Here is a 15,078-nt window from a genome sequence, read left to right as displayed (position 1 = left end):
GCCGGCATGACTTTTTCGGGGAAGAAGGGCCGGAAGGCCCCGCCGCAGCGCGCCGCAAGGGCCGCCCGCACCCCCAAACCAGGTTCCGACGGTGGGCCGTTCGCTCAGACCAAACCAGAGCGCCTCATCTCCGCAGAGCCCAAGCCCGTGAAGATCCGCGCCGATGAGGCCGAGGCGAACTTCCGTTCCGTGCATCAGGAGGACGGCACCCGGCTTCAGAAGATTCTGGCCCAAGCAGGGGTAGCCTCGCGCCGAGTGTGTGAAGATCTCATCGCCGAAGGACGGGTCACCGTCGACGGCAAAGTGATAGTTGAGCCCGGAGTACGTGTGAATCCAGACACCGCGAAGATCCATGTGGACGGCGTGCGCGTCACATTGGATGTCACGCACCGGTATGTGATGTTGAATAAGCCGGCCAAAGTGATGACTACCATGCGGGACCCGGAGGGCAGACGCTGCGTCGGGGACTATCTGGATGAGAGCATGCGCGAGGCACGGCTGGTGCATGTGGGTCGATTGGACTATGAGACAGAGGGCCTGCTGCTGCTCACGAATGACGGTGACCTGACCAACAGGCTCACCCACCCCCGCTACGAGGTCCCCAAGACCTACATGGTCGAAGTCCAGGGGGAGCTGCCGGTCAAGACCGCCAAGCTGCTCCAGGCCGGTATCGAGCTGGACGACGGCCCAATCGCTGCGGACCGCTGCTGGGTGATCGGCTCCACCGGGTCTCGCACCATGGTCGAGGTGACCCTGCATTCGGGCCGGAACCGGATCGTGAGGCGGATGTTCGATCACATCGGCTTCCCGGTGACACGGCTGGTTCGCACGGCGATCGGCAAGATCGTCATCGGTGATCAGCCGCAGGGCACCCTGCGCGACCTGGAGAAGCAGGAGATCGGCCACCTGCAAGACTTGGCCGGGGGCGTTGAAAATGGCTGAGCGGCGCGCCACCATATTAGTCCGCGGAACCGGCCTGCTGGGCACCAGCATCGGCCTGGGACTGCGCGCCGCCGGTCACCAAGTGTGGCTGTCCGACCCGTCGCCCACTGCACAGCGCATCGCAGAAGATGTGGGCGCTGGCACCCTATTGTCCTCTGCGGATGAGCCTGATTTGGTGGTGGTGGCCTCCCCACCAGAAGTCACAGCTCAGGAGGTGGCCCAGGCGCTGCAAACCCACCCGCGCAGCGTCGTCATGGACATCGCCTCCGTGAAAGCAGCGGTGCTGCAGGACCTCCTGCACTGGGCCAAGGATGATGATCACCCGCTCACGTACGAGGACCTCCGCCGGTATGTGGGCACACATCCCATGGCTGGACGCGAGAAGTCCGGACCGGTGGCCGCACGTGGAGAGCTGTTCACCTCCATGCCGTGGGTCATCTGCCCGGCGGTGAACCCCCACACAGAGGAACAGATCTCGGACCCCGATGCAGTGGATTCCGTCACCGCCCTGGCGCGGCGGCTGGGTGCCAGTGCGCACCAGATGAGTGCGGTCAAGCATGACGAATCCGTCGCGCTGATCTCGCACCTGCCGCAGATCGCCGCTTCCCTGGTGGCCTCACGTCTCCAAGAGGCTGCGCCTGGCGCGCTGGCGCTATCCGGCAACGGCCTGCGCGATGTCACTCGGATCGCTGCCAGCGACCCCAACCTCTGGGTGCAGATCCTGAGCGCTAACGCTCACCATGTGGTGGAGATCCTGTACGGAGTGCGGGACGACGTGGAAAGGCTGATCAGCACCCTTGAGGACCCGGCGGCCCCCGGGGGTCAGGCGGACATCGCCCAACTCATTGCTGAGGGCAACGCTGGGGTGGCCAGGGTGCCGGGCAAGCACGGTGCCCCTCCGCAGTCCTTCGCGCAGCTCACTGTGATCGTGGACGACCGACCTGGACAGATTGCCGCTGTCCTTAATGACGTCGCAGATGTCGGAGTCAACGTCGAGGACCTGCATATGGCACATTCGGCTGGCCACCAAGTCGGTATGGTGGAACTTTCGGTGCTGCCCGCCCGCCGCAACGAATTGGCGGACGCGTTGACGACTATGGGATGGAAGGTAGTTCTTTCGTGAGTACACACACTGATGAGGTGCCTCCTGAGGCCCCCCAGTACACAGGTCGCATGGTGGTGGCTGTCGACGGTCCTTCAGGGTCCGGCAAGTCAAGCGTTTGTCGGGCAGCAGCCACCACACTCGGTGCCGCCTATTTGGACACCGGTGCCATGTACCGGGCTGCCACGTGGTACTGCCTCGAGCAGGAGGTGGATCTCGACGATCACAAAGCGGTGGCGGTCGCTGTCGAGGAACTTCCGCTGAACATCTCTACTAACCCAGACCACCAGGTCATCACCGTGGGTGAGTCGGATGTCACCGCAGCGATCCGCGTGGCCCTCATCTCGGAGAAAGTGTCACAGGTGGCGACCAACCCGGAAGCGCGTGCGCTGCTGATCGCCGCCCAGCGCGCCATCATTGACCGGGAGGGTTTCATCGTGGCAGAAGGTCGCGACATCACCACCGTGGTGGCCCCGGACGCGCAGGTGCGGGTGCTGCTGACCGCCTCTGCCGAGGCCAGGCTGCGCCGTCGGGGAGCCCAGTTGGGCGGCACCCAGGACGATGAAGCGCTGCGGCGGCAGGTGTTGGACCGTGACACAAAGGATTCTGCGGCGTCGAACTTCACCGTAGCTGCCGATGGGGTGGCTGTGCTGGACTCCTCAGAACTGAGTTTTCAGCAGACAGTTGATTCACTGATTAGCCGGGTGCAACTTGCCCAGGGAGCAAGGAGCTGATGGCGCACGATTCGCAGGACACCGGGGAGGAATACGTACCGTCCGGAGACGACGAGCGGCTAGCTCAGCGGCTTGCTGCGATCACGGAGGAAGAGGCCGAAGCCCGTGCCGCTGCCCTTCGCGCGGGACTGGCGGACTACGAGCTCGCCCCAGACGACTCAGCGCTGCTGGATGTGGACGCCGACGACGTCGAAAGCCGTCCGTATGTGCCCGCACCACCGGTGCTGGCCATCATTGGACGCCCTAATGTGGGGAAATCCACCTTAGTCAACCGGATCATCCGGGCCCGGGAAGCCGTGGTCGAAGACGTACCAGGGGTGACCCGAGACCGCGTATCCTACCCGGCCGAGTGGAACGGCCGTGACTTCACCCTGGTCGACACCGGCGGCTGGGAGGCCGATGCCAAGGGTATGCACAAACGGGTGGCTGAACAGGCTGAGCTTGCGGTGGATGAGGCTGATGCTGTGGTGTTCGTCCTCGATGGCCTTGTCGGGGCGACCGCGGTAGATGAGGCGATAGTGAAGATGCTCCGCCGGAAGAAGAAACCGGTGCTGCTGGTGGCCAACAAGATTGACTCCAGCGCCCAAATGTCCGAGGTCTACCCACTGTGGAACCTCGGTATGGGAGAACCGTTTCCAGTCTCTGCTCTGCACGGCACCGGAACCGGTGACCTGTTGGACGCGGCGCTGAAGCACTTGCCGCAGACCGCCCAGCACGGGGGAATGGTGCCCCTGGGCGGACCGCGCCGGGTGGCGCTGGTGGGGCGGCCCAATGTGGGGAAGTCGTCGCTGCTCAATAAGCTCGCCGGCGCCGAACGTGTGGTGGTGGACAAGGTCGCCGGTACAACACGGGATCCTGTGGACGAGCTGATCGAGCTCGGCGGCGAAGAATGGACCTTTGTGGACACGGCAGGGATCCGCCGTCGTCAGCACATGGCGTCCGGTTCAGAGTACTACGCGATGCTCCGCACCCAGCGCGCACTGGAGCGTGCTGAGGTGGCGGTGATCCTGCTGTCAGTGGAGGAGCCGGTCAGCGAGCAGGATGTGCGGATCGTGCAGATGGCCCTGGACTCCGGCCGGGCTGTGGTCTTGGCCTTCAACAAATGGGACCTACTGGATGATGAGCGCCGGTATTACCTGGAACGCGAGATCGAGCGGGATCTGGCGCACATCTCGTGGGCTCCGCGGGTTAATATCTCCGCGCTCACCGGGTGGCATAAGGACAGGCTCGCCCCAGCTCTGCAGAGGTCCCTGGCGAACTGGGAGCAGCGGATTCCCACCGGACGCCTCAACGCCTTCCTCGGGGAACTCGTTGCCGCTCATCCGCACCCGGTGCGAGGTGGGAAGCAGCCACGGATCTTGTTCGGCACCCAGCCGTCTACCCGTCCGCCGACGTTCGTCCTCTTCACCACGGGATTCCTGGACCCGGGCTACCGGCGGTTCATCATCCGCAGGCTGCGCGAGACCTTCGACTTCAGCGGAACTCCGATCGAGGTCCAGATGCGCGTCCGGGAGAAGCGCAAACGCCGCTGAACATCCTCAGCGGTAGAGGGCGGACTCTATGTCCCGGGTGATTCCGGCCAATGAGCTCCAGCTGGAGCCCTGACTGAGAATAGTCAGCACGTAGGTTCCTGCCGGGTGGTGGACGATTGCCGTGTCATGAAGGTTGCCGTTGATGAACCCGGGCTTGTTCAGTACACGGCCGGTGGAACCGGCGGGGATGCCCTGCCGGTGCACATTGGCGGCCAATGCATTGCGTAGACGCTCGTGCCCTGAGTCGCTCATCGACATGGAGCCGGTGGCCAGACTTGTCATGAAACGGGTGAGGTCATGAGCGTTTGTACGGATCCCACCTTCGCCTCCTGAAGTGTTGGTGGCGCCCACAGCGGCGGCGTCGGCATAAATTTCGGTCCAGCCAATCTCAGGCCCGATGGCCTCTGGGCATGGGTTGTCGCTGATCACCAGCATGTCATTGAAGCACTGTGCCAGGTCCCGGTCGCCTAGCGCTGTGTCCTCCCAGCTGCGTTCGCCGGATTCCACTTCTCTGATGAGGCTGTACCCCACGAGCAGCTTATAAGTGCTTCCAGTGACGAACGAATCTGCGCCCCCGGTTGAACCACTGCGGGATTGACCGCCAACTTCCTGGAGGCTGATCGAAATCCGCCCCGGATAGACGTTGGCTGTCTCGGTGAGGAAAGCGTCCAGATCCCCGTCGAAGCTAACCTCTGGAGACTCTGCAGGGGGCTCAGGTGCCGGTGTTGGCTCTTCGAGCTCCGGCTCCGGCTCAGGTTCGGGATCGGGATCCTCTTGTTGGGCGGGTTCTTCTTCGGTGGGGTCTTCTGTGTCGGGTTCTGCGTGCTCTTGTTGGGCGGGTTCTTCTTCGGTGGGGTCTTCTGTGTCGGGTTCTGCGTGCTCTTGTTCGGCTGATTCCTCTTCGGCAGGTCCTTCTGTCTCTGTTTCTGTCTCCTGCTCCGCCTCTGCGTCGCTCTGAGCTTCGTCCTCGGTGTCAGCTTCAGTCTGGGCCTGACGGCCGGCTTCTTCCTCCACTTCGGCTTGGTGCTGGCCCTCTTCTTGCTCAGCGACCTCGCGAGCGCGGGCGAGCGAATCAGCCCAGTCCTCCAGCTCGTCCGAGGGTACTGATACCTCTGGTGTCGGTTGCTCCCGGTGACCGGAATCGGCATTCCCCTCCAAGGGGCTTTCCTCAGCGTCTTCGGGACCGGGCTCCTCAGTCCTTGTGCCGGGAGCCTGCGGCTGATGCTCGGCGACTTGTTGCACCACAGCCGCGGCGGCGTCTCGCATGGTGGTGTCCGCAGTGCTCTTCACCGATTGTGGGAGGTCCTGGGAGTCGCTCGTCGGCGCCATGGTGGAGGGCTCGGTGGCGTGGAAGTTCGGTGCGCAACCGGAGACCACCAGAGCTGCAGTAGCTGCAGCAACGGAGAGCCGTCCGGGCACACCCGCAAAATGGGGAAGACGCGAGTGCATAAGGGGTACGGTATCCAGGTCTGGGGCGGCGACCTGGGATTTCCGTCACTTGTGAGAGTTACGATTTCATCACGGGTCGCAGAAAATTCTCAGGTGCGGGACCACTGCCTGGTGTCAGAAATGCTCTGCTCATCATGTAGACTATTCCGGTGCTTTGGGCAGCTTTGCTGGACCCCTGAAGCGCAATTACGGGCTATAGCGCAGCTTGGTAGCGCGTCCGTCTGGGGGACGGAAGGTCGTGGGTTCAAATCCCGCTAGCCCGACATTGTGGAAAGTACTACGGAGATGGATCGTCCGACAATTCTCTGCGAAGCCCCGCGGCGGAAGTCTGCCACGGCCAGCGGCCGGTCATTTCAAGCTGTAAGGTGAAGCTCAGAAATGTTCTGATGAGGACGATCAGACCCAACGCTAGAATCGCGTCTAGGGCGAAACCTACAGCTACTGTCCGGATGATGTCGGCAGCGATGAGAATCTCCAATCCCAGCAGAATGGATTTCCCGACCCAGCGGCGGTAGTCGTCGAAAACGGGACTCTTGCTGCGCAGGCGCCTCCAGCCGGCAACGACGGAGGCGACGCCGATGCCAACGACCATAACTGCCACTCCGGCAGCGTCGACGGCTTGGCCGATGTAGCCGATGATTGTGTCGAAGTCCATAGCTTCCCTCGTAGGCCGGATCGGAGTGCCTGCTCCTAGTCGGAGGGCGTGGTGGTCGGGGTGTAACGAACTTGCTGGCCGTCACTAGGTGAGCGTTGTGTCGCCGTCAGCGTCTGGCGGATCTCTACCAGGAGAGCTCCTGGCGCGGGCGTACTTGGATCTCGGTGAGTTGAGTGTCGTCGCCTGCGGTGATGGCGTTGACGATCACTTGCGCCACAGTCGAAGGCCGAATCAGCCGAGCCCGATCGACATTGCCCGTGAACAGGGGGGTGTCGGTGGGACCTGGGAAGACAGACGTCACCCGTACCCCGTGCTCCTGTTCCTCCTGTCGCAAGCCGTTGGCAAGTGCGCGCAGGGCATGTTTGGTGGCTCCGTAGACGGTATTGCGCGGTAGGGGAGTAACTCCTGCGCCGGAGTTGACGAATACGACCGTTCCCCGGCGCTGTCGCAGACTGGTCAGGGATAGGCGCACGAGTTCTGCCCCGGCGGTCACATTGAGGGTGAATGCCGAGCTCCAGTCCTCCGGCGTTGCCCTCTCGACCGACCCGGTTGGGACGATTCCTGCGGCATGGACCAGTGCGTCGACGCGGCTGGGGATCAGGTCCGGGTAGGGGAACGTGGTCAGATCTGCCGGGCGTGGCTCGATTCCAGGTACTTCGCCGGCCAGCTGCTTCAGACGCTCTTCGCCCCGGGCGACGGCGATGACACGCCACCCACACTGCGCTAGTTGGCGTGCGACTTCGCGGCCGATTCCGCTACTTGCACCGGTGACTAGCGCCGTCTTCTGCTCTGAGCTCTCCACGTTCGCAGTCATACGGAACCTTTCTCATCAGCCACCTCACACGCTCGCCGTGGGTCAGGCGATGATACCTGCGATATAGCCGACGAAGATCAGTAGCAGGATGGCGACGCCGATGCTCCCGATAATGATGAGGGGCTTGGCGCCACTGGGTGACTTGGCTGGCGGCGCCCCGTGACTCTGATCATCAGTAGTGCCTGCGTCAGGTGGGGTGTCGCCGGGCCGCACGCTGCCGCCGGAATCGAGGCCTGGTGAATCTTCTGGGCCCGGTCCGGGCTCGGGGTGACGTTCGCTCATAGGCACATCGTACTAGTTAGGTCTGTGCTGACCAGCTCTTCCGCGACCCCGTGAAGACGGTGAGTCGTTCCGCGCTGAGTCTGGCGTCATGAGCGGGCTGCGGCGTATGGTCGTTTTATGTGCGGCAGATACGTCCAAGCCCGTGCCGGGGCCGACCTCGCAGCTGACCTCGGTGTCCATCTGGCAGAAGGTGCGGAAGTTCGGCCATCTTGGAACGTCGCCCCCACCACCAATGTGCCGATCGTGGTGGAGCGCCTCGATGAAGACGAGCTGCGCCGTGAGATTCACGTGGCCCGATGGGGTTTACTGCCCGGATGGGCCAAGGACGCTAAACAGTCGTACAAGACCTTCAACGCCCGCAGCGAGACTGTGATTGAGAAGCCGACGTTCCGTGCTGCTGTGCGGTCCAGACGCTGCGCTGTGCCGGCTGACGCCTACTACGAATGGCTGACCGAGGGAACCCAGAAGCGCCCCCATGTTATTCGCCCCGCTGACGGGCGACTCATCACCTTCGCCGGGCTCTATGAGTGGTGGAAGGACCCCAGTGCTGACCAATGGGTGCTGTCCACCAGTATTCTGACCGGACCCTCGCCCGAGCCTGGGCCAGGCGGGGTGCTCGATGATCTCGCCGCATTGCACGACAGAATGCCACTGCCGCTGGGGCCCAAACACTTCAGTGAGTGGTTGAGTGCTGAAAAGTTGGACAAGGACGACGCTGCGCTGCTCCTTCTCCAAGTACGCGCTGAGGCACTGGAGGTTGCCTCGGGTTGGGAGATCTACGAGGTGGGGCGTGAGGTCGGCAACGTCCGTCACAATTCACCTGAGCTGATAGCACCTTTGCAGCGGGGCTAATCCTGCGCCGGGGCGCCTCTCCTAGGACTCGAAGCTCGTCGAGGGCGCAGCCTCACCCACTTTGCTGATGATCTGCTCGGCAAGTTCACGCAGCTTCATGTTGCGGTGATTGGAAGCCCTCTTCAGGATCTGCACGGCCTGGTCCTGGCTGCATCGGTTCTGCCCCATGATGATGCCGACCGCAATATCAATCGTGGTGCGAGACTCCATGGCGCGCTTACGGTCCTCAGCGGTCTCAGAATGCTCCGCGATCCGCAGAGCTATGGCCACCGTCGTGGAGGCAGTGTTGGCGAACTCCACCGCGACCTCCAAAGAGTCGTCGGCGAAATCTCCCGCCTCGTAGGAGTAGAAATTCATAGCAGCGGTAGATGAAGCGTCAATCTTCAGGGGGACCGCGAGGACACTCAAGGGACCGTTCTTGCGCACCTCCTCCATATACGGTGGCCAGCGGCGCTCATGGCGCACGTCAGGGATTCTGATCACGTTTCCTGTGCGTTGGGCCTCCAGGCAGGGGCCGTCGCCGAACCCAGTTTGAGTCTCTTCCATCTGCTGGGCTTCGGCAGAGCCGCTCGCCACCACGATGTTCCGTCTAGGACGTTCCAGAACAATTCCGCACCGTACGGTGCGACCGCTGGACAAGCGATGCTCGGCCATCTTGGCGAGGGAGTTCAGCACCTGGACGATGTCGTGATCGTGCATCAGCAGCTGGCTCAGCTCAGCCGAGAAGTCGCGTGTGTCCTCGAGAGTCTCCACAGCAGTCTCCGTTCCCTACTCCGACATTTCCGGAGATCCAATACTAATTGGGACTCTACGCCAGTCAGTACTCTTAGGGACCTCTGCCCAGCCGAGGGGCCTTATTCGGACTTGGACGATCTGGTAGCCTGGTATTTGCTCAAGCAGAGGGCTCCTGTCGTAATTTCCCAAGGGTTGATGAATTTCATGGAGCACTCATCTCGGCTGGATATCAGCCTCTCAGATATCAATGGGCCTCTGCGCCTTTCGCTCTCGGGCGGTCTCACGCTCGAGAGTTCGAAAGCCCTCACCGCTGCTCTGGACCGGGGCATTCACCCTGCGGCATGTCCGGACTTGGTTCTGGACCTCCAGGGTGCCGAGAACATTGAACCCGCAGGACTCGCTGCTCTTCAGCTCTACCTCACCCAGGTGCGCCAGGCATTGGGACTACCGGAACCCGCTGTGGAGTTTCCGGCTTTGCCATTGGAGGAAGCGAAGGTGCTGCCGTGACTTACGTCAGTGACCTCATGTCCCCGATCACGAGCGCAGTGTCGGTGACCCATTCCCTTGCTGAAGCAGCTCAGCTCGTCAGCGGTGAGGACAACGCTGTATTGGTGCTCGGTCTGTCCAACCTGCCGCGGGGTCTGATTACAGAAGCAGATGTTGCGCAGATAGTGGCAGAGCATCCCGAAACGTGGCAGAAGAAACGCTGCGCCTGCGTCATCCCGGAGGAGTTTGAGTCGGTCAGGCCAGATCACAGTGTTGAAGACGTGGTTGACCTATACCGTGCCGGGGGCGCCCGTCCGTTCGCGGTGATTAAGGATGAGCGGGCCGTCGGAATCCTCTACCCGAACATGGTTTTCGCGGAGAGCTTGAACGAGCCCGCCTCCGAGATGACCGAACGCTTGGAGTGATCAGCGCGCTCGTTCAAGAGTCACCGCGCCGCCTGTCTGAGGGCTTCCACAGTCCGTTCGAGCGCCTCCTCCGGCAGGTCATGTCCGAATGTGAAACGCACCGCGCTATGGGCCTCATCGGCGGAAAGTCCCAGCGCGCGCAGCACCGGGCTAGGAGCGCTACTGCCAGCCGAACATGCCGAACCGGACGAGCAGATTACCCCCTGCTGCTGAAGATCCAGCAGAAGGGACTCGCCACTGCGTCCAGCGAAAACGAAGGAGGCATGTCCCGGTAGGCGCCGAGTGCGGTGTCCCGTGAGTCGTGCCTGGGGCACAGCCTCCTCGACAGCGGCAATGAACATATCACGACGACGCCGCCAGCCGGCCACGTCAGCTCCGACTGCGCACTCCAGGGCCACGGCCATTCCCACGGCTCCGGCTGCATTCTCTGTTCCAGCGCGACGTCCACGCTGCTGACCACCACCGTGGATCAGCGGCTCACACGCGGTACGGCGGTGCACGTACAGCACCCCAACACCCTTCGGCGTGCCGAGCTTGTGGCCGGCAAGACTCAGTGCCTGTACGCCGAGGTCATCGACCCGCAGCGGCATTGTGCCGGCGGCCTGCACTGCATCAGTGTGGAAGGGCACCCCGTATGCTGCCGTGACAACGCTCAAGGCAGTGACGTCCTGCACAGTTCCGATCTCGCCATTGGCCGCCTGTACGCTGACCAGCGTGGAGTCGGGACGTAGGGCCGCCTCCAGTCGTTCCGGGGTCACCGTGCCGTCAGCCTCGACCGGGATCCACTCCACGGCGAACCCCAGCCGGCCCAACCACGCAGCGGACTCCAGAACCGCCGGGTGCTCAATAGCCGATACGAGCACATGCCGGCCCCGGGGGTCCGCAAGGGCAAGGCCCTTCACTGCGGCGTTGTCCGACTCGGTGCCCCCAGACGTAAACACAATTTCCGCCGGTCGGGCTCCCAGATGCTTCGCTACTCTCCGGCGAGCGTCTTCCACCGCATGTTCGCCCTCCAGGCCGGGATCATGCCGACTGGCGGGATTGGCAAAACTGCTGGTCATATACGGCCACATCGCCTCCAGCACCTCACGCCGGGGCGGCGCTGAGGCGGCCTCATCCAGGTAGATCATGTGCTGACCTCGAAGTCGAGCCCCAGATCCAACGCTCGAGCACTGTGAGTCAGTGCGCCCACGCTGATCACATCCACACCGGTGCGCGCAATCGCGCCGACGGTCTCTAAAGTGACCCCGCCGGAGGCTTCCACGCAAGCGCGCCCGGCAATGAGCTGCACCGCATGCGCCGTCTCATCGAGGCCGAAGTTGTCCACCATTATCGTGTTGGCCCCACCCTCCAGTGCGGGAAGAATCTGCCCTATCCGATCCACCTCCACTTCAATATGGGCAGTGTGCGGCAGTCGGGTCTTGGCTTCACGGATCGCCTGGGCCAGATCAGTCCCCGAGGCAGAGACTGCTGCCAGATGGTTGTCCTTTGCCATCACCGCGTCGGAGAGACTAAACCGATGATTATGCCCACCGCCGCAGCGGACCGCGTACCGCTCAAGCACCCTCAGGCCCGGCGTCGTTTTCCGAGTATCAGTGATGCGGACGCTCGTGCCTCGCACTGCGTCCACGAACTGAGCTGTCAGCGTCGCGATCCCGGACATCCGCTGTACAAGGTTCAGCCCGGTGCGCTCGCACGTGAGGATTCCGCGCGCCGGCCCGTGGATCCGGGCCAGCAGATCGCCGGCGCTGAATTCGGCGCCATCAGAGTGTATGAGATCAACGCCGACTCTGCCATCGACCGCCTGCAGCGCCCGAGCAAAAACCTCTCCGCCGGAAAGCACACCTGGTTCGCGGGCTCGGAGCGACGCCTGCGTCTGAGCATGCTCCGGCACGAACGCTTCAGTAGTCAGGTCCCCGAACGGGACATCCTCCGCCAAGGCGAGATGGATCACACGGTCCATGTGGCTCGTCGACAGACTACCCGATCCCGTTCGTGTGTTCATCTGGGTACGGCCGCCAGCATCCGGTCCAGGGCAACTCGCGCGGGCTGTGCCACGTCTGCCGAGACGCTGATCTGATTCGGTGTGCGGCCCTCCACCAGCTCCTCGAGCACCCATGCCAGGTAGCCGGGATGGATGCGGTACATGGTGGAACAGGGACAGATCACCGGGTCCAGACAGAAGATTGTCCGATCCGGGTATTCAGCAGCGAGGCGATTTACCAGATTGATCTCAGTGCCTATGGCGATCACGTCCCCCGGTGAGCTGGCTGCTACATATTTTCTGATTGCATCGGTGGAGCCTGCGGCGTCGGCGGCGTCCACCACCGGCATTGGCGACTCCGGGTGCACAATGACCCGGCAGCCCGGGTGCTCGGCCCGGGCCTTCGCTATTTGGCGGACGTTGAACCGCTTGTGCACCGAGCAGAATCCGTGCCACAGCAGGACTTTGGCCTCTTGCAGGTCAGCTGGGTTGTTGCCACCTAAGGGTCGGCGCGGATTCCACAGGGGCATCTGCTCTAGCGGAACACCCATGGCCTTGGCCGTATTGCGCCCCAGGTGCTGGTCGGGGAAGAACAGCACACGGTGGGCGCGTTCGAATGCCCATTCCAACACGGCCGAGGCGTTGGAAGATGTACACACGATCCCACCATGCTGGCCGCAGAACGCCTTCAGCGCTGCAGAGGAGTTCATGTAGGTCACCGGAAGAATCGGCAGTTTGCCGTCGGGTCCGGGTGTCACATGATGCGGATCCACCCCATAGACTTCGCAGATCTCCTCCCACGCAGTCTCCACGGAGTCCTCGTCGGCCATATCCGCCATCGAGCACCCGGCTGCAAGATTCGGCAGTATGACCTGCTGGTCAGCCGCAGAGAGGATATCGGCGGTCTCCGCCATGAAGTGCACCCCGCAGAAGACAATGTGCTCCGCTTCCGGTTTGGACAGCGCAGCCTTGGCCAGTTGATATGAATCACCCAGAAAATCGGCGTGCTGAACCACCTCGTCGCGTTGGTAGAAGTGACCTAGAATCACTAACCTCTCGGCCAAGATCGCTTTCGCGCGGCGGATCCTGTCATGAAGCTGATCTGAGGACATCTCCCGGTAGGCCTGCGGCAGCTGTCCCGGGTGCGTGACTGGACTCGGCATCGGGTCGGCCTGTGAAGCGCCGGGCCCATAGCCGGGCTGTGAGTCGAACGCCCAGGGGCCAGCGGCCAGTTCTGGGTTGCAGGACCTGGTGGGTGCCAGGTCGATTCGTTGTGTGACAGACGCGGTCACGGGTTCTCCTTAATGGTGAGTGCGTAGCGGCTGCTCTGCGGTGCGGAGCGGTAGAGCTTTGGTGGACGATGCGCGGTGCCGGTCATCCTGCGTCCGGTGTCCTCCACCGTGCCCTGAGACAGGATCTGGCGGCGGAAGTTCGACGGGTCCAGTGCCCGGTTCAGGATCGCCTCGTAGGCCCGCCGCAGGTCAGCCAGAGAGAACTCATCGGGCAGGAAGGCATGCGCGATGGGGGAGTAGGTGACCTTGGCACGTAACCGGTCCACTGCGTAGCGGACTATCAGATCATGGTCGAACGCCAACGGGCCAGGAATCTCCTCCACCGGGTGCCACTCCACGTTGTCGGCGTCCACCACTTGGAGGTCCTCATCCTGACGGACCAGCGCCCAGTAGACGATTGATACGACTCGTTCGGGCGCCTGCGGGGATCGGTCAACATCACCAAAGGCGTAGAGCTGCTCGAGGTGGCGCGGCTGCACCCGAGTAGTCTCATGCATTGTCCTCTTGGCCGACTCCGAGAGGTCATGCGTGTTGTCCAGGGGCCCCCCGGGCAGCGCCCATCGGTTCTTGAAGGGCTCGCGGATGCGGCGCACTAGGGGGAGCCAGAGGGTGAACTCGCCAGTGTCCGGGTGCGGACGCAGCGAAAAGATCACTGTGGAAACAGCCAGCACCAGGTGCTGTTCCGGTTCTGCGGACATCTCACCGCCCTGGGGATCACATCTGAAGGACTTCTGGTTTAGTTGACACTATCCCTTACTAGTTGTGGTCAGGTCAACCTGAAGTCATTCGAGGGTGCCCCCTGTACTCTGTGAGGCATGGGTCACGTCTATCTCACCCGCCCGCTGGGCGATGTCGTAGAACAGTTCCGTCAGCAACTACCCGGCGAGCTGCGTGTTCACCGCACCTCAGGCTTACCGCCTACACGCCAGGAGCTCTTAGAGTCTGTCCAGGGTGCTGAAGCCATCATCAGCCTCGTGACCGACCGGATCGATGCCGAGGTCCTCGACGCCGCCGGAGACCAGCTGAAAGTAGTGGCTAATGTGGCCGTCGGCTACGACAATATTGATCTGGACGCTGCAGCTGAACGCAACGTGATTGTCACCAACACCCCTGGGGTCCTGGACGAGGCAGTGGCAGACCTGACTCTGGCACTACTGCTCGCCACCACGAGGCGCGTGGCCGAAGGGGACCGTTTCATCCGCACCGGCACCGAGTGGATCTGGAGTCCGGAAAGCTATGTGGGTCTCGATGTCTCCGCTGGTGCCACGCTGGGGATCTTGGGATTGGGGCGAATCGGCATGGCGGTAGCCAAACGCGCCCAAGCATTCGGCATGACGATCATAGCCACCGGGCGGCGGGCACATCACGACGACGCCCGAAGCTTGGGCGTGAGCCCCGCATCCTCCATCGATGAGCTGCTGGAGACTGCGGATATTGTCAGTCTGCACTGCCCGCTGACCGAGGACACCAAGCACTTGATCGGCGCCGAGCAGCTCGCAGCCATGAAACCAGGCAGCTACCTGATCAACACCGCCCGCGGGCCCTTGGTGGATGAGGAAGCCTTGGCTGATGTCATAGACTCCGGACACCTCGGTGGAGCAGGGCTGGATGTCCACGAGTTTGAGCCGGCGACGAACCCCAGGCTTCGCACTATGGAGCAGGTGGTCATGCTTCCGCATATCGGCTCCGCGGGTGACGTCACCCGCGATGAAATGGCCTCTCTTGCGTTCCGGAACGCAATCGCTGTACTGAATGGAGAACAGCCCATTACCCCCGTAGGTTGATCCCGGGTTA

17 protein-coding genes and 1 tRNA gene are annotated in these 15,078 nt (G+C 62.7%); 9 read left to right on the top strand and 9 right to left on the bottom strand.

Annotated elements, in window-relative coordinates; genetic code table 11:
- The first annotated feature begins 6 nt into the window (after nt 1-6).
- Genes D3250_RS11505 through der form a run of 4 tightly spaced genes read left to right on the top strand, consistent with a single transcriptional unit; the run spans nt 7 to nt 4,310 of the window.
- Nucleotides 7-942 (top strand): pseudouridine synthase, encoded by a 936-nt coding sequence (locus D3250_RS11505; protein ID WP_225973296.1) that lies wholly within the window; start codon nt 7-9, stop codon nt 940-942.
- Complete coding sequence (locus D3250_RS11500) at nt 935-2,065, top strand: prephenate dehydrogenase (protein ID WP_119903508.1); 1,131 nt, start codon at nt 935-937, stop codon at nt 2,063-2,065. The genes D3250_RS11505 and D3250_RS11500 overlap by 8 nt, the downstream gene beginning before the upstream one ends.
- A 50-nt stretch (nt 2,066-2,115) precedes the next feature.
- A complete protein-coding gene (gene cmk, locus D3250_RS11495) occupies nt 2,116-2,778 on the top strand; it encodes a (d)CMP kinase (protein WP_225973315.1) in 663 nt (220 codons plus the stop codon).
- Complete coding sequence (gene der / locus D3250_RS11490; RefSeq protein WP_119903506.1) at nt 2,778-4,310, top strand: ribosome biogenesis GTPase Der; 1,533 nt, start codon at nt 2,778-2,780, stop codon at nt 4,308-4,310. The genes cmk and der overlap by 1 nt, the downstream gene beginning before the upstream one ends.
- Nucleotides 4,311-4,316: 6 nt before the next feature.
- Here the strand turns inward: der and D3250_RS11485 are convergent, their stop codons facing one another.
- Nucleotides 4,317-5,759 (bottom strand): serine hydrolase, encoded by a 1,443-nt coding sequence (locus tag D3250_RS11485; RefSeq protein ID WP_119903505.1) that lies wholly within the window; start codon nt 5,757-5,759, stop codon nt 4,317-4,319.
- A 189-nt stretch (nt 5,760-5,948) separates the two neighbouring features.
- Between D3250_RS11485 and D3250_RS11480 the strand changes: the two genes are divergently transcribed.
- Nucleotides 5,949-6,022 (top strand) — tRNA-Pro (locus tag D3250_RS11480).
- Nucleotides 6,023-6,036: 14 nt separating this feature from the next.
- Here D3250_RS11480 and D3250_RS11475 read toward each other — a convergent pair.
- The 3 genes from D3250_RS11475 to D3250_RS11465 all read right to left on the bottom strand — a co-directional run bounded on the left by D3250_RS11475 (nt 6,037) and on the right by D3250_RS11465 (nt 7,510).
- A complete protein-coding gene (locus tag D3250_RS11475) occupies nt 6,037-6,414 on the bottom strand; it encodes a DUF1622 domain-containing protein (RefSeq protein ID WP_119903504.1) in 378 nt (125 codons plus the stop codon).
- A gap of 124 nt (nt 6,415-6,538) precedes the next feature.
- Nucleotides 6,539-7,228, bottom strand: a complete 690-nt coding sequence (locus tag D3250_RS11470; RefSeq protein WP_119903503.1) for an SDR family NAD(P)-dependent oxidoreductase — start codon at nt 7,226-7,228, stop codon at nt 6,539-6,541.
- A 42-nt stretch (nt 7,229-7,270) separates the two neighbouring features.
- Entirely contained in the window at nt 7,271-7,510 is a 240-nt protein-coding gene (locus D3250_RS11465; RefSeq protein ID WP_119903502.1) for a DUF6480 family protein, read from the bottom strand.
- Between the two features lie 117 nt (nt 7,511-7,627).
- Between D3250_RS11465 and D3250_RS11460 the strand changes: the two genes are divergently transcribed.
- Complete coding sequence (locus D3250_RS11460) at nt 7,628-8,362, top strand: SOS response-associated peptidase (protein ID WP_119903501.1); 735 nt, start codon at nt 7,628-7,630, stop codon at nt 8,360-8,362.
- A 21-nt stretch (nt 8,363-8,383) separates the two neighbouring features.
- Here the strand turns inward: D3250_RS11460 and D3250_RS11455 are convergent, their stop codons facing one another.
- Complete coding sequence (locus D3250_RS11455; RefSeq protein ID WP_119903500.1) at nt 8,384-9,115, bottom strand: GAF and ANTAR domain-containing protein; 732 nt, start codon at nt 9,113-9,115, stop codon at nt 8,384-8,386.
- A gap of 186 nt (nt 9,116-9,301) precedes the next feature.
- Between D3250_RS11455 and D3250_RS11450 the strand changes: the two genes are divergently transcribed.
- Together D3250_RS11450 and D3250_RS11445 are read left to right on the top strand one after the other, a co-directional pair.
- Nucleotides 9,302-9,604: an STAS domain-containing protein gene (locus tag D3250_RS11450; RefSeq protein ID WP_147383532.1), complete on the top strand. Its 303-nt coding sequence runs from the start codon at nt 9,302-9,304 to the stop codon at nt 9,602-9,604.
- On the top strand, nt 9,601-10,008 hold the full coding sequence (locus D3250_RS11445; protein ID WP_119903498.1) for a DUF294 nucleotidyltransferase-like/CBS domain-containing protein: 408 nt from the start codon (nt 9,601-9,603) through the stop codon (nt 10,006-10,008). The genes D3250_RS11450 and D3250_RS11445 overlap by 4 nt, the downstream gene beginning before the upstream one ends.
- A gap of 20 nt (nt 10,009-10,028) precedes the next feature.
- On the opposite strand, the gene D3250_RS11440 is transcribed toward D3250_RS11445, so the two are convergent.
- The 4 genes from D3250_RS11440 to D3250_RS11425 are packed head-to-tail and all read right to left on the bottom strand — an operon-like array spanning nt 10,029 to nt 13,982.
- Complete coding sequence (locus D3250_RS11440) at nt 10,029-11,138, bottom strand: cysteine desulfurase family protein (protein WP_119903497.1); 1,110 nt, start codon at nt 11,136-11,138, stop codon at nt 10,029-10,031.
- On the bottom strand, nt 11,135-11,971 hold the full coding sequence (gene nadC, locus D3250_RS11435) for a carboxylating nicotinate-nucleotide diphosphorylase (RefSeq protein ID WP_225973295.1): 837 nt from the start codon (nt 11,969-11,971) through the stop codon (nt 11,135-11,137). Before nadC ends, D3250_RS11440 begins: the two co-directional genes overlap by 4 nt.
- A gap of 38 nt (nt 11,972-12,009) precedes the next feature.
- Complete coding sequence (gene nadA, locus D3250_RS11430; protein WP_119903495.1) at nt 12,010-13,284, bottom strand: quinolinate synthase NadA; 1,275 nt, start codon at nt 13,282-13,284, stop codon at nt 12,010-12,012.
- Complete coding sequence (locus tag D3250_RS11425) at nt 13,281-13,982, bottom strand: NUDIX hydrolase (RefSeq protein WP_119903494.1); 702 nt, start codon at nt 13,980-13,982, stop codon at nt 13,281-13,283. The genes nadA and D3250_RS11425 overlap by 4 nt, the downstream gene beginning before the upstream one ends.
- A gap of 117 nt (nt 13,983-14,099) precedes the next feature.
- Here D3250_RS11425 and D3250_RS11420 point away from each other — a divergent pair, with 117 nt between their 5' ends.
- A complete protein-coding gene (locus D3250_RS11420) occupies nt 14,100-15,068 on the top strand; it encodes a 2-hydroxyacid dehydrogenase (RefSeq protein WP_119903493.1) in 969 nt (322 codons plus the stop codon).
- Nucleotides 15,069-15,078 lie beyond the last annotated feature (10 nt).

Origin of the sequence: Nesterenkonia natronophila (genome assembly GCF_003595215.1) — a bacterium.
GTDB classification, from domain to species: domain Bacteria; phylum Actinomycetota; class Actinomycetes; order Actinomycetales; family Micrococcaceae; genus Nesterenkonia; species Nesterenkonia natronophila.
This window is presented reverse-complemented; position numbering and strand designations above follow the sequence as displayed.

Excerpts from the sequence above, each read along its gene's own strand:
- D3250_RS11485 (WP_119903505.1), bottom strand. The coding sequence starts at position 5,759 with ATGCACTCGCGTCTTCCCCATTTTGCGGGTGTGCCCGGACGGCTCTCC.
- D3250_RS11475 (WP_119903504.1), bottom strand. The coding sequence starts at position 6,414 with ATGGACTTCGACACAATCATCGGCTACATCGGCCAAGCCGTCGACGCT.
- D3250_RS11450 (WP_147383532.1), top strand. The coding sequence starts at position 9,302 with ATGGAGCACTCATCTCGGCTGGATATCAGCCTCTCAGATATCAATGGG.
- D3250_RS11500 (WP_119903508.1), top strand. The coding sequence starts at position 935 with ATGGCTGAGCGGCGCGCCACCATATTAGTCCGCGGAACCGGCCTGCTG.
- D3250_RS11460 (WP_119903501.1), top strand. The coding sequence starts at position 7,628 with ATGTGCGGCAGATACGTCCAAGCCCGTGCCGGGGCCGACCTCGCAGCT.
- der (WP_119903506.1), top strand. The coding sequence starts at position 2,778 with ATGGCGCACGATTCGCAGGACACCGGGGAGGAATACGTACCGTCCGGA.
- D3250_RS11420 (WP_119903493.1), top strand. The coding sequence starts at position 14,100 with ATGGGTCACGTCTATCTCACCCGCCCGCTGGGCGATGTCGTAGAACAG.
- nadC (WP_225973295.1), bottom strand. The coding sequence starts at position 11,971 with ATGGACCGTGTGATCCATCTCGCCTTGGCGGAGGATGTCCCGTTCGGG.
- D3250_RS11465 (WP_119903502.1), bottom strand. The coding sequence starts at position 7,510 with ATGAGCGAACGTCACCCCGAGCCCGGACCGGGCCCAGAAGATTCACCA.
- D3250_RS11505 (WP_225973296.1), top strand. The coding sequence starts at position 7 with ATGACTTTTTCGGGGAAGAAGGGCCGGAAGGCCCCGCCGCAGCGCGCC.
- cmk (WP_225973315.1), top strand. The coding sequence starts at position 2,116 with ATGGTGGTGGCTGTCGACGGTCCTTCAGGGTCCGGCAAGTCAAGCGTT.
- D3250_RS11440 (WP_119903497.1), bottom strand. The coding sequence starts at position 11,138 with ATGATCTACCTGGATGAGGCCGCCTCAGCGCCGCCCCGGCGTGAGGTG.
- D3250_RS11425 (WP_119903494.1), bottom strand. The coding sequence starts at position 13,982 with ATGTCCGCAGAACCGGAACAGCACCTGGTGCTGGCTGTTTCCACAGTG.
- D3250_RS11470 (WP_119903503.1), bottom strand. The coding sequence starts at position 7,228 with ATGACTGCGAACGTGGAGAGCTCAGAGCAGAAGACGGCGCTAGTCACC.